The 12,946-nt window shown below is 72.1% G+C and carries 12 protein-coding genes; 7 read left to right on the top strand and 5 right to left on the bottom strand.

Annotated features, from left to right (window positions below; all coding sequences use genetic code 11):
• Positions 1-5: 5 nt before the first annotated feature.
• Complete coding sequence (locus tag FBY23_RS02830; protein WP_141796757.1) at positions 6-1,736, bottom strand: DEAD/DEAH box helicase; 1,731 nt, start codon at positions 1,734-1,736, stop codon at positions 6-8.
• Between the two features lie 171 nt (positions 1,737-1,907).
• On the opposite strand from FBY23_RS02830, the gene FBY23_RS02825 reads away from it, so the two are divergent.
• The gene (locus FBY23_RS02825) at positions 1,908-3,407 is read left to right on the top strand and encodes a fibronectin type III domain-containing protein (RefSeq protein WP_141796756.1); all 1,500 of its coding nucleotides are present in this window, start codon (positions 1,908-1,910) and stop codon (positions 3,405-3,407) included.
• Positions 3,408-3,410: 3 nt separating this feature from the next.
• Here FBY23_RS02825 and glmS read toward each other — a convergent pair whose 3' ends face one another.
• Together glmS and FBY23_RS02815 are read right to left on the bottom strand one after the other, a co-directional pair.
• Positions 3,411-5,267, bottom strand: coding sequence for a glutamine--fructose-6-phosphate transaminase (isomerizing) (glmS, locus tag FBY23_RS02820; protein ID WP_141796755.1), 1,857 nt, complete (start codon positions 5,265-5,267; stop codon positions 3,411-3,413).
• Between the two features lie 11 nt (positions 5,268-5,278).
• Positions 5,279-5,542, bottom strand: coding sequence for a hypothetical protein (locus tag FBY23_RS02815; protein WP_174245177.1), 264 nt, complete (start codon positions 5,540-5,542; stop codon positions 5,279-5,281).
• A 234-nt stretch (positions 5,543-5,776) separates the two neighbouring features.
• Between FBY23_RS02815 and FBY23_RS25855 the strand changes: the two genes are divergently transcribed.
• Both FBY23_RS25855 and FBY23_RS02810 read left to right on the top strand, forming a co-directional pair.
• Positions 5,777-5,914 carry a hypothetical protein gene (locus tag FBY23_RS25855; RefSeq protein WP_160158139.1) on the top strand — a complete coding sequence of 46 codons (138 nt, stop codon included), beginning with the start codon at positions 5,777-5,779 and terminating at the stop codon, positions 5,912-5,914.
• 198 nt (positions 5,915-6,112) lie between these two features.
• Positions 6,113-6,667, top strand: a complete 555-nt coding sequence (locus FBY23_RS02810) for a YceI family protein (RefSeq protein WP_141796753.1) — start codon at positions 6,113-6,115, stop codon at positions 6,665-6,667.
• 39 nt (positions 6,668-6,706) lie between these two features.
• Here the strand turns inward: FBY23_RS02810 and FBY23_RS02805 are convergent, their stop codons facing one another.
• Positions 6,707-7,726 (bottom strand): hypothetical protein, encoded by a 1,020-nt coding sequence (locus tag FBY23_RS02805; protein ID WP_141796752.1) that lies wholly within the window; start codon positions 7,724-7,726, stop codon positions 6,707-6,709.
• Between the two features lie 63 nt (positions 7,727-7,789).
• Between FBY23_RS02805 and FBY23_RS02800 the strand changes: the two genes are divergently transcribed.
• A complete protein-coding gene (locus FBY23_RS02800) occupies positions 7,790-8,704 on the top strand; it encodes a GNAT family N-acetyltransferase (RefSeq protein WP_260805707.1) in 915 nt (304 codons plus the stop codon).
• Between the two features lie 26 nt (positions 8,705-8,730).
• On the top strand, positions 8,731-9,786 hold the full coding sequence (locus FBY23_RS02795; RefSeq protein WP_141796751.1) for a serine/threonine-protein kinase: 1,056 nt from the start codon (positions 8,731-8,733) through the stop codon (positions 9,784-9,786).
• Positions 9,787-9,791: 5 nt separating this feature from the next.
• On the opposite strand, the gene FBY23_RS02790 is transcribed toward FBY23_RS02795, so the two are convergent.
• Positions 9,792-11,108, bottom strand: a complete 1,317-nt coding sequence (locus FBY23_RS02790) for a hypothetical protein (protein WP_141796750.1) — start codon at positions 11,106-11,108, stop codon at positions 9,792-9,794.
• Positions 11,109-11,218: 110 nt separating this feature from the next.
• Between FBY23_RS02790 and FBY23_RS02785 the strand changes: the two genes are divergently transcribed.
• Positions 11,219-11,785 carry a SigE family RNA polymerase sigma factor gene (locus FBY23_RS02785; RefSeq protein WP_141796749.1) on the top strand — a complete coding sequence of 189 codons (567 nt, stop codon included), beginning with the start codon at positions 11,219-11,221 and terminating at the stop codon, positions 11,783-11,785.
• Entirely contained in the window at positions 11,778-12,905 is a 1,128-nt protein-coding gene (locus tag FBY23_RS02780) for a hypothetical protein (RefSeq protein ID WP_141796748.1), read from the top strand. Before FBY23_RS02785 ends, FBY23_RS02780 begins: the two co-directional genes overlap by 8 nt.
• The last annotated feature ends 41 nt before the right edge of the window (positions 12,906-12,946 follow it).

The raw sequence follows: 12,946 nt of genomic DNA, 5'->3' as shown, positions 1-12,946 counted from the left end.
GTAGGTCAGTCGCGGGGCTTGCGCGAGCGGTTCGGCGGTCCGTAGTCCTTGGCCAGCTCGATCAGCTTGCCGCTGATCCGGGTGCTCTTGAGCCGCTCCCACTGGTCCTCGGTCAGCCGGGCCGGCAGCTCGACGATCGAGTAGTCGGGGCGGATGGTGATCTTGCCGAAGTCGCGGCGGTCGAGGCCGCCCTCGTTGGCGAGCGCGCCGACGATCTGGCGGGGCTCGACGCGGTGCCGCTTGCCGACCTGGATCTTGTAGGCCTGGAGGTTGCCGCCCGAGCGCGGGGCACGGTCCCGGCTGCCCCGCTCACCCCGGTCGCGGTCCCCGCCCCGGCGCTCGCCGCGGTCGCCGCGGTCGTCGTACTCCCGGCGCGGACGGCGCTCCGGCTCCGGCTCCTCCTCCAGCAGCAGCGGGGTGTCGCCCTGCAGCGCGATGGCCAGCGCCGCGGCGACGTCGGCCTCCGGCACGTCGTGCTCGCGGATGTAGTGGCCGACGACGTCGCGGAAGAAGTCGATCTGCGGCGACTCGAGGGCGGCGGTGATCTGGTCGTCGAAGCGGCTCAGGCGCGAGACGTTGATCGCGTCGACGCTCGGGAGCTGCATCTGCTCCAGCGTGGAGCGGGTGGCCTTCTCGATGTGCTTGAGGAGGTAGCGCTCGCGCGGGGTGATGAAGGAGATCGCGTCACCGCTGCGGCCGGCGCGGCCGGTGCGGCCGATCCGGTGGACGTAGGCCTCGGTGTCGGTGGGGATGTCGTAGTTGAAGACGTGGCTGATCCGGGGGACGTCGATGCCGCGGGCCGCGACGTCGGTGGCGACCAGGATGTCGAGCTTGCCGTCCTTGAGCTGGTTGACGGTGCGCTCGCGCTGGGCCTGCACGATGTCGCCGTTGATCGCGGCCGCGCTGTAGCCGCGGGCGCGCAGCTTCTCGGCCAGCGTCTCGGTCTCGTTCTTGGTGCGCACGAACACGATCGCGCCCTCGAAGTTCTCGACCTCGAGGATCCGGGTCAGCGCGTCGACCTTCTGCGGGTAGCTGACCATCAGGTAGCGCTGCTTGATGTTCTCGGCGGTGCGGGTCTTGCGCTCGATCGCGATCTCGACCGGGTTCTTCAGGTACTTCGCCGACAGCGACTTGATCTGCTTCGGCATGGTCGCCGAGAACAGCGCCACCTGCTTCTCCGAGGGCGTGTCGGCGAGGATCGTCTCGACGTCCTCGGCGAAGCCCATGTTGAGCATCTCGTCGGCCTCGTCGAGGACCAGGAAGCGCAGCTCGGTGAGGTCGAGGGTGCCCTTCTCGAGGTGGTCCATGATCCGTCCGGGCGTGCCGACGACGATGTGGACGCCGCGGCGCAGCGCGGACAGCTGGACGCCGTAGCCCTGGCCGCCGTAGACGGGGAGCACGTGGACACCGCGCAGGTTGGCGGCGTACTTCTCGAACGCCTCGCACACCTGGAGCGCGAGCTCGCGGGTCGGCGCGAGGACCAGCGCCTGCGGGGTCTTCTGCGCGAGGTCGAGCTGGTCGAGGATCGGCAGCGCGAACGCGGCGGTCTTGCCCGTGCCGGTCTGCGCGAGGCCCATCACGTCGCGCCCCTCGAGGAGGTGGGGGATGGTCTCGGCCTGGATCGCGGACGGCGACTCGTAGCCGATGTCCTTGAGAGCCTTCAGGATGCGGTCACCGAGACCGAGGTCGGCGAAGGTGGCGGGCTGGTCCGCGGCGTCACTGGCAAGGTCACTCACCCGTCAAGACTAGTGCCGTCAAGCGTGCGAGGCGTGATCCTCGTCGCGGTGCGCTGGGTCACTGCCGGTTAGACCGGGTGCGATCTGGTAAGGACAGCCTGTAATGCCGGACGGCCTGCAACCGCTGTCACCCTCGGCATACGGTCATGCTCCGCGACGAGAAAGATCTCCATGAGGCCCGACACCACCACCCGCCGCGTGCGGCACCTGCTGCTCGCGGCGATCGCCGTCCTCCTGTGCACCTCCGGCCTCGTCGCTGCGAACGCGTCGCCCGCGAGCGCCGCGCCCAAGCCTGCGAAGGTGAAGGGCGTCAAGCTCAAGAAGCCCCACGTCGACGGCACGACCGCGTCTTTCAAGGTGAAGTGGAAGCGCGCGGCCCGCGCCACGTCGTACAAGGTCCAGTGGCGCACGCCCGGCGGCAAGCCGCACAAGGAGCGCACCCGCAAGACCACGATGACCATCAAGAAGCTCGCGCAGGGCACCGACTACTGCGTGAAGGTGCGCGCCTACAACGGCAAGCGCAAGGGCAAGTGGTCCAAGACCCGCTGTCGTACGACGGCCACGCTCCCCCCGGTGCAGCCGGTGTGGGTCGAGGCCCAGCAGGTCCAGGGTGCGACCGTCACACTGACCTTCCGCTGGAACGAGATCGCCGGCGCGACCTCGTACGACTTCGACTACGTCAAGGGCCAGCAGCCGATCCAGGGCCACAAGAACAAGAAGCGGGTGCAGGTCGCGGCCGTGGGCAGCGGCACCGCCGCTGTCACCATCGGCGGCTTCGAGCCGCGCGCGACGTACTGCTTCCAGGTCCGGCCGTCGGGGCCGAAGGGTGTCGGTGCGTTCGGCACCGCCGGCTGCAAGTACACCGAGCCGACCGACCGGGTCGGCGGACCGATCCAGGTGAACATGATGACCTGGAACGTGTGCGCCAACGTCTGCGACGGATGGGCGGTCCGCGAGCCGCTGATCAAGCAGCGGATCACCCAGATCCAGCCGGACGCGGTCGCGATCCAGGAGGGCCCGAACGTCGGGTACGACGGCATGGAGCCGCTGCCCGGCTACGTGCGTGCGTGCAAGGCGGGCGACGGCAACGGAGCCGAGTGGCGCAACCAGACCCTGTTCGTGCGCACCGCCAAGTACAGCGTCGTCAACGGCACCGCCAGGGGCATCCGTTTCCCCGGCTACACCCACGGCGGCTGCTGGGTCGAGGTGATCGACAATGCAGCCGGGGCGAACTCCCGGCACCTGGTGCTGACCAGCGTGCACCTTGCGCCGCCGAAGGACGCCTCCGACACCGAGCGCTACAGCGAGACCTACCAGTTCCTGGAGGCGATCAAGGCGGCCTACGCCGGCGCCCCGCCGCAGATCGTGCTCACCGGCGACTACAACTCGACGCGCAACAGCTCGTGGGACGCGCCGCGCGAGCTGCTCAACGGCGCGGGCTACGACGACGCCTTCGACGTCGCCGAGCGCTACAACACGCTGCCCTACATCAACTCCTGGAACGCTTGGCGCAACCCGGCTCCGCAGTCGTGGCGCTGGGGCGAGCACGTCGACCGGGTCTTCGTGACGCCGGGCGCCAAGGTCACCAGCTGGCAGATGGAGTCGCCGTTCGCCGGCAGCCAGCAGCTGTCCGACCACTCCCCCGTCCGGGTGACCGTCCTGATGCCGTGAGCATCACTCCACGGTGACGGACTTGGCCAGGTTGCGCGGCTTGTCGATGTCGTGACCCAGCTCCAGGGCGGCGTGGTAGGACAGCACCTGCAGCGGGATCGTCAGCAGGATCGGGTCCAGCTCCCGCTCGTTGCGGGGTACGTCGATCCGGCCGGCCACGATCCCCTCGAGGTCGCCGAGGTCGACCGTTTCGTGGGTGACCACGACCAGCGGGCCGCCGCGGGCGGCGATCTCGTGGAGGGCCGCGACGTTGCGCTCGACGAGCTCGTCGTCGGGGACGATCGCGACGGTCGGCACCTCGGGTGAGATCAGGGCGAGCGGGCCGTGCTTGAGCTCGCTGGTCTGGTACGCCTCGGCGTGGCGGTAGGTGATCTCCTTGAACTTCTGCGCACCCTCGCGCGCCACCGGGAAGCCCCGCACCCGGCCGATGAAGAACAGGCTCTCCGCCTCGGCGAGCCGCTTGGCGACCAGGGCCAGGTCGGCCTCGGTCGCCAGCACCTGGTCGATCTGCTCGGGGATCCGGGTCAGGCCGGCGATCAGCCGCTTGCCGTCGGCGATGGACAGGTCGCGGACCCGGCCGAGCTGGACGGCGAGCATGCCGAACGCGAGGAACATGTTGGTCAGCGCCTTGGTCGAGGCGACCGCGACCTCGGGTCCGGAGTGGAGGTAGATGCCGCCGTCGACCTGGCGCGCGATCGCCGAGCCGACCACGTTGACCAGCCCGATCACCCGACCGCCCTTGCGCTGCACCTCCTGCACCGCGAGCAGGGTGTCGATGGTCTCGCCGGACTGGCTCACCGCGACGTACAGCGTGTCCGGCTCGACGATGGGGTTGCGGTAGCGGAACTCACTGGCCGCCTCGGCGTCCGCGGGGATCCGGGCCAGCTCCTCGAGGAGCGAGGCGCCCATCTGACCGACGTAGTACGCCGATCCGCAGCCGAGGATCTTGACGCGGCGGAACGCCCGCAGCTCGCGGGCGTCGAGGTTGAGGCCGCCGAGGTGGCCGGTACCGAAGCGCTCGTCGAGCCGGCCACGGAGCACCGCCTCCGCGCGGGCAGGCTGCTCGAGCAGCTCCTTGTGCATGAACGAGTCGTGGTCGCCGGCGTCGTACGCCTCGGGGTCGATGTCGACCTCCTTGGCGCGGCGGTCGGTGGCCGTCAAACCAGGCCGCCCGGTGGCCTCGATGCTCCCCAATGCATACGTCGTGAAGCCGGCGGCCGTGATCGTGGCCATCTCGCCGTCGTCGAGGTGGGCGACCGTGGTCGTGTAGCGGACCAGCGCGGCCAGGTCGGAGGCGACGTGCATCTCGTGGTCGCCGACGCCGATGATCAGCGGGCTGCCGTTGCGGGCCACGACCAGCCGGTCGGGGAAGTCGGCGTGGGCCACCGCGATGCCGTAGGTGCCCTCCACCCGGCCCAGCGCCTCGGCGATGCGCTGCTCGAGCGTCTTGGCCGTGGAGCGCGCGACCAGGTGGGCGAGCACCTCGGTGTCGGTGTCCGAGACGAGCACCACGCCGTCGTCGGCCAGCTCGGCGCGCAGCGCGGCGGCGTTGTCGATGATGCCGTTGTGGACGACCGCCACGCGGGCCGCCTCGTCGGTGTGCGGGTGGGCGTTGACGTCGTTGGCGGGACCGTGGGTCGCCCAGCGGGTGTGGCCGATGCCGATCTTGCCGCCGAAGCGCTTCGGCAGGCCGTCGGACAGGTCGCGGACCCGGCCGGCCTGCTTGGCGACCTTGAGGCCGCTGCCGCCGAGGACGGCGACGCCCGCGGAGTCGTACCCGCGGTGCTCGAGCCGGGTCAGCCCCTCCAGCAGCAGCGGCGCCGCCTGCTGGGTCCCGATGTAGCCGACGATCCCGCACATGTCCGTCTCCCTCAGCCGTAGATGATGCGCCGGAGCTGGCGCTCCGACAGGTCAGGTGCCGCGACCACCGTGGTCCGCAGCTCCTCGCGCAGCCGGGCGAAGATCTCCTCGTTGCGCCCGCCGTGCAGCTTCAGCTCCGCGTGCCGCCGCCGGACCCAGCCCTCCACCGTCTCGTCGTGGAAGGCGAGGACGTCCTGGACCAGCCGGGCCGCCGCCGCCGACGCCAGCCCGGTGCTGTCCTGGACGTGCTGGAGGAGCCGCGGATCGACGTGCACCCGGTGAGACTGCACCCGTTTCCGGCCAATTCTCAACTTCCTGCCCGAAATCGGGCAGATCGACGGTCCCCTGCGTCGTACGGCCGCCCGCCACCGGTGGTGGAGGACGAAGCCCCCTCACGGCAGCGCCCGGAGCATCGGAGTGGAGCGGGAGGGGCCGGAATCCGGCGTTCCGAGGCGGCGCGGTGGAGGACGTGCTATCTTGGTGAACACAAGGTGAACAGGAGGTGACCCATGACCGACACGAACATGACCGAGACGCATCTGGAGATGCGCTGGCTGCCCGTGACCGCCCCGGACGGACGCACCCGGATGGAGGCCGTCTGGGTCGAGGTCGGCCAGCCCACGGCCGCGCACTCGCACGCTGCCTGACGCAGGACCACTCTTCGGAAGCCACTCCCCGACTCGGGGGGTGGCTTCCGTCATTTCCGGGTAGCGCACGACGCCTGGACTTCACCTGCTTGCCACGTATGTGACCCACGTCACCCCTTGCCACGGAATGGTTGCCGTGTCACCATTGGTTACGGTCTTTGAAAGTTCAACGAATCCGCCACCACAGGAGCCAGAACCATGAGCGAGTCCGCAGCCCTCACCGACATCACCGGCGACTACACCCTCGACACCGCGCACAGCCGCCTCGGCTTCGTCGCGCGCCACGCGGTGGTCACCAAGGTCCGTGGCCAGTTCACCGACTGGAACGCCACCGCCCACATCGACACCGCCAACCCCGCCGCGTCCTCGGTCACCGTGACCATCAACCCGGCCAGCGTCTCCACCGGGTCCGCGGACCGCGACGGCCACCTCACCTCGCCCGACTTCTTCGACACCGCGGCGTTCCCGGAGTGGAAGTTCGTCTCCACCGACGTCACCCGCGACGGCGACGAGTGGACCATCACCGGCGACCTGACCATCAAGGACGTCACCAAGCCCGTCACCATCGAGTTCGAGGAGAACGGCTCGGCCAAGGACCCCTTCGGCAACATCCGCGTCGGTTTCGAGGGCGACGTCACCGTCAACCGCAAGGACTGGGGCCTGACCTGGAACGCCGCGCTGGAGACCGGCGGCGTCCTCGTCTCGGAGAAGATCAAGCTCGAGTTCGACATCTCCGCCATCAAGAACGCCTGACGACGTTCGCCCGGGCCCTGCGACGCGGGGCCTGGGAACTCAGCGAAGGGCCAGTGGGAGCGACCGGCGCAGCCGGAAGCGCACCTGCTGGCCCTCGCCGTCCTCCGGGGTGCCGGTGTAGTCCAGCGCCAGCTCCAGGGTGGCCCGGGTGGCGTCGGCGGGAACGTCGAAGATCACCGTGCGCACGTCGTCCACCGTCATGTCGGCGGGACGACTTGCGAGCTCCCGGCCGTCATCGTCCAGCACGACGTGCGGCAGGGCTCCGTCGAGGAGGTACGACGGCTCGCCGTAGCCGATCTCGTAGCTCGTGCCCGGCCCGGAGCCACCGGTGAAGTAGGTGTTGATCGAGACGTTCACCTTCGCCACCAGCCAGGCCCGGCCCGGCGCTGCCCACCCGACCGCGGCATGCCAGGGGACCGCGGTGAGCGCGGCGACGCCGCACTCGGTCCCGTTGAACCGCGCACCGCCGCGCACGGTCGTGCGCGGCTGCTCGGGACACGGCACCTGCGAGCGTCGCGGTGGCGCGGCGGCGAAGACGTCGATCCCGCTGACCGGCGTGCCGAGGTCGGTGCGCAGCGTGCGGCCGTCGAACTCCACCTCGAGGGCCAGGTCGTCGGCGTCCGCCGGGACCGTGACCAGCCAGTCGAACCTCAGGTCGTTGTCGAGAACGATCCGCTCGTCATCGGCCACGACGGTGAACACCGGGTCGGGCAGCTTGCCGCGGGCGCTGGGCTGCCACAGCGCCCACGCGTCGCCGTCGGTCTTCTCGGGGCGGTAGCCGATCTCGAGGAACTCCGCTCCCCGGGCCGGCTCGGCGGACCAGTGGTCGTCGTACTCGCCCACCGAGTGGCGTGCCTTCGCCTGGGGCCGGCTGACCACGAACTGGTAGCGCAGGTTCGGCAGCTGGACCGTGAGTGGACTGCCCTCGGCCTGGCCGTTGAGCTCGAAGACGTCGCCGACCCGAGCGTGCTGCTCGTCGTCGCCGGTGACCTGGGAGCAGCCCGTGGCGGCTGTCGCGGCGACGACGGCGACGAGGACACGAGCACCGGTGCGGATCATGGCGAGGATCCTGTCCCGTAAATCCCGCGCCGACACCCGGGCCCGTCGTCCAGACTCACCCGGGTGTCCGCCATCTCGCTGCCCGCCACCCTGCCCGGGCTGACCGCGCGCCCGCTGACCCTCGACGACGTCGCGGCGGTGTTCGCCGTCGTCGCCGAGCAGGAGCGGCACGACACCGGCACCGTCGAGGTCGAGGAGGCGGACCTCCTCGCCGACTGGGGGCGGCCGTCGTACGACCTCGGGGCGAGCTCGGTCGCGGTCCTCGACGGCGAGCGGATCGTGGCCTACGCCGAGCACCTCGGCGAGGAGAGGTACGACGCCGCGGTGGCGCCGTCGTACCGCGGGCGCGGGATCGGGACCTGGCTCGCCGGCTGGATCCAGCACCTGGCCCGCAGCCGCGGCGTCGCGATCGTCGGGATGCCGGTGCCCGAGGGCTCGGACGGCGACCGGCTGCTCACCGCGCTGGGGTACGACGTGCGCTGGACCAGCTGGGTGCTGCGGCTGCCCGAGGGGGCACGGGTGGCGCCGCGGCGGCTGCCCGAGGGCTACACGTTGCGCGAGGCGACGCCGGCCGACCGCCGGCAGGTCTGGACGGTGACCGAGGACGCCTTCCTCGAGTGGTCGGTGCGCGAGCGGGCGAGCCTGGCGGACTTCGGCGCCCAGGTCTGGGGCCGACCCGGCTCGCAGCCCTGGCACCTGCAGCTGGTGACCGGGCCGGACGGCACCGTCGTCGCCGCGGCCCACGCCTGGAACGCCGGCACGGACACCTTCGTCTCGAAGCTCGCCGTCGCTCGGGAGCACCGGCGCCGGGGCCTCGCCCAGGCCCTCCTCGTCGCGGCGTTCGCCGCCGGCCGCGAGCGCGGGGCCACCTCGTCGTCGCTGTCGACCGACTCGCGGACCGGGGCGCTGAGCCTCTACGAGAACGTCGGGATGCGGGTCGAGGCGACCTGGGTGCACCGGGCGGTCCGCCTGGACTGACACCCGGGCCGGATAGGGTCGCCCGCATGGGCGAGGTGTTCGCGGGGCGCTACGAGCTGCTGGACCCGATCGCCGCGGGCGGCATGGGCACGGTCTGGCGGGTGCTGGACCGGACGGCCGGCGAGGTCAAGGCCGCGAAGATGCTGCGGCAGGCCGACGCGGCGATGCTGCTGCGGTTCGTGCGCGAACAGTCGGTGCGCATCGACCACACCCACGTGGTGACTCCGCAGTCCTGGGCGGGCGTCGACGACCGGGTGCTGTTCACGATGCCGCTGGTGCGCGGCGGATCCGTGTCCGGGCTGATGAAGCGCAACGGCGGGACGTTGCCGCCACGCTGGATCGCCGTGCTCACCGACCAGACCCTGCAGGCGCTGGAGGCAGTGCACCTCGCGGGGATCGTGCACCGCGACATCAAGCCGGGCAACCTGCTGCTCGAGCCGACCGGCCGCCGCCGGCCGCACCTGCGGCTCACCGACTTCGGCATCGCCGTCCCGAGCGACGAGCCGCGGCTGACCCACGTGGCGATGGTGATCGGGACGCCCGGCTACATGCCGCCGGAGCAGTACCGCGGCGCCGACCCCGACCCCAGCGCCGACATCTACGCGCTCGGCGTGGTCGTGCTCGAGATGCTCACCGGCCGCCGGCCGCCCGCCGACGGCGAACCCGGTCCGATCGACGTCGCGGCGCTGCGCTCGGGCGACCCGGAGCACGACGCGGTGCTCGAGCTGGTCGCCGCCGCCACGGCGTACGACGCCGCCCGGCGCCCCACGGCCACCGAGCTCCTGGCGCACCCGGCCCTACGTGGCCTGGTCGCCCGCTGGGACGACCCGGCGCTGGCCGACGGGCTCGAGGTGGTCGACGAGTACCCCGACGCCCCCGACCCGACGCCGAGCCGGGCGACCATGGCCTATCCGCCGCCTCCGCCACCCCCGCCGAGCACGCCGGTCCCCACCGCGGCCGCGACCGCCGCGGTGACGACGTACGGCGCGCCGGTGGCCGGCAGGCGCCCCGTCGACGCGTTCGTGCTGCTGGGCGTGGGTGTGCTCGGTCTCGTGGTGGCGCTGCTGCTCCTGCTCGGCTGAGCGGGCTAGCGGCGGGCCCGGAGTCGGACCACCCCGGCGACGAGGCACGCGAGGCTGGCCGCGGCGAGGCCGAGCCCGGCCCAGTGCCGGGTCGAGAACCAGCTGTCACCGCCGATCGGGCTGCCCGAGGCCACCGCGGCGAAGGTGTCCTCTCCGACGAGGAACGGGTGCTCCGGGGAGTAGCCGTCCAGGCTGGTCTTCTTGTCCTGCGAGACCACGACGCCGTCGTACGTCGGGGCGGCGCCGCCGTGGTGACCGATCGCCACCGTGACCTGCACCGGGACGCTGACCGCCTTGCGGTCCTCGGGGGGCGGGGAGACGGCGAGCGAGACCCAGTAGTCGCCCGGCAGCCGGTCGTCGACCTGGCGCACCGGGAAGCCGGAGCCCACCAGGACGGTCGGGTCGCGGTCCTCGGCCTCGGCGAGGTACTGGCCGGTCGACGAGTCCTCGGCCTCCGAGTCGGCGTGGACCAGCCGGCCGCGCATCGGGTCGACGAGGTGGAGGGTCAGGTTCGGCCCGCTGTAGCCGAACGCCTCCTCGTCCTCGGCGGTGGCCACGTCGACGCGGACGACCGGCAGGTCGCCCCACGTCAGCGGCACCCGCCACAGCTGCTCGGTGCCCTCGGTGATCGTCGTGCTGACCGTGGCCGGCTCGTCCTGGGCGTCGATCTCCGGGGCGGTGTCGAACGACGCCGCGCCCTCCAGCCGCTCGGCCTTCCCCGCCTCCGGCCGGTCGTACGACGGCGCGTCGTCAGGCTCCTGGTCTCCGGTGCCCGACGACGGGGCCTCCTCGACGACCTTGATCACGTAGGGCAGGTCGGTGGTCGGCGAGCCGTAGCCGCGGTCGACCTTGATCTGCACGGTGCCGGCGTCGCGACACGCCTCGCCGGTACTGCCGTCCTCGCCGCCGACCACGACCCGGGCACCGATGACGGCCTGCGGGACGTTGCTCTCGGCGTTGTCGGTCTCCTCGCCGCAGCTCGTGGGGCTGCTGGAGCCTTCGGTGGCGACCTCGGCGAGGACCCGGATGCTGTCGCTGCTGTCGCCCTGCGGCGCACCGAGGACGCCGATGTGGACCCGGCTGCCGTTGATCCGGCGCTGGTAGCTGAAGTAGTGGGGGTACGACGGCCCGAGGGTCGTGCGCCACAGGCCGGGCGCCAGCGCCAGCGGGTCGGCCTCGTCGGTGCTCGCCTTCGCCGGCAGCGGCTCGCCGCCCAGGTCGACGCCGGGGGCAGCGGCCGCGGCGCCGTACCCGGTCGTCAACGCCAGCCAGGCCAGGCAGGTGGCGGCGGCGAGATGAGCGGGAGCGCGGCGCGGACTCACGCCTGAACCCTAGGGGACGCATGAGATCCACCGCCGGGACAACCCGAGCGGCACCTCGCGCGTCCTTCTCTGAGCACCACATCGACCTGACACACGAGAGGATGGCCACCATGGCGCTGCGCGCATCTCGGGGCCCGACCGACGAGGAGTTCGTCGAGCTGGTCCACGTCGCCTGGCCGGGCCTGTACCGCACGGCCCTGCTGCTGGTCCGCGACCATGCGCTGGCCGAGGACCTGGTCCAGACGGCGCTCGCGAAGACCTACAGCCGCTGGTCGGGGATCCGCGACGTCGGGGCCGCGCGGGCGTACGCACGGCGGGCGCTGGTCACCACGGCGACCAGCTGGTTCCGGCGCCGCTCGTTCCACGGGGAGCGACCGACCGCGCAGCTGCCCGAGCCAGACACCGACCACGACCCGCGCGGGCCCACCGGTGAGCGGATCGACCTGCTGGCGGTGCTCGCGCAGCTGCCGCCCCGGCAGCGGGCGGTCGTGGTGCTGCGCTACTACGACGACCTCTCCGTCGAGGAGACCGCCGACCTGCTCGGCATCACCGCCGGCACCGTGAAGAGCCAGACCTCGGCCGGGCTCGCCAACCTGCGGCGCCTGCTCGGCGACGGCGTCGAGCTCCCCGACGCGACCCCGACCACCACCCTCACGACCGGAGGCCACCATGGCTGAGCGCCTCACCGACCTGCTCCACCGCACCGTGGACGACGTGCCCGTCCCCCACCCCGACGCGTTCGCGATCGCCACGGCCGGCCGCGCGCGTCGTACCCGGCGCCGGGTCGGGACCGTGGCCGTCGCGGCCGCCGTCGTCGCGGCCACCGGGGTGGGCGTCGCGGTCGTCGCCGGCCTCGACGACGGCCCCGCCCGCAGCTCGCAGGTCGCGACCCAGGACCCGGCCGACGCGGCGTACGCCGAGCTCGGCGCGTTCTCCGTCGGCGGGCACGTCTCCGTCGGCGACGCGACGGCCGACCTCTCCCCGGCGCCCCACCACCTCGCGCAGACGTCGGTGGGCGTCGTCACCCAGGCCGCCCTCGGATCCGACGACTCCGACGGCTCCGATGGCCGGGCCTTCGGCCTCGTCCGGCCGGACGGGACCGCGACCCGGCTGTCGATCCCCTCCGACGCATGGAGCGTGACCGGCGACCCGCACGAGCCCCGGGTGGCCTGGCTGGTCCCGCTGAAGAACGAGGGCTGGATCCACGTGTGGGACGTCGCGGCAGACCGGGAGCTCGCCACCTTGCGGGTCGACCTGCCGGGCGACACACCGGAGGGCGGCAAGTCGGGCCTGCGGGAGGTCCAGCTGGACGGCGACTTCGTCTACGCCGGGACCGACGTACGGACCGTCCACCGGGTCGACTGGCGCACCGGCGAGGACCAGGAGCTGCCGTTCTCGCCGGTCGACGTGCACGACGGTGTGGCGACCTCGTTCGACGACGCCGGCCGCTGGACGCTCGTGGACGCCGCGACCGGCGACGTCATCCGCGACCTCGGCCCGCGGCTCGAGACGGTGAAGCTCGCGCCCGACGGCGACCACGTCTTCGTCGTGCGCTTCGACGACGACGGGTCCCTGGCGAGCGTCGAGCCGACCACGGGCGGGACGTCGGTGGAGCTGCCCGGGTTCACCGGCCTGAGCAGCTGGACCGTCGGCGGCCGGGTCGTCGGGCAGCTCGACGAGGGCCCGGCCACCCTGCGCCGGTGCGACGTCGACGGCACGTGCCAGGACACCCCCCTGCCGTGGGTCGACCAGGAGAACCCGATCGCGCTTCCGGCCGACTACCTGATGGTCGGCTGAGCCCTGATCCACCGATGGGTGGCGTAGCGAGCGTCATCCCA

This window comes from Nocardioides sp. SLBN-35 (assembly GCF_006715725.1).
GTDB lineage: Bacteria > Actinomycetota > Actinomycetes > Propionibacteriales > Nocardioidaceae > Nocardioides.
Note: the sequence above shows the minus strand (reverse complement) of the source record. Positions and strands in the feature narration are given on the sequence as shown.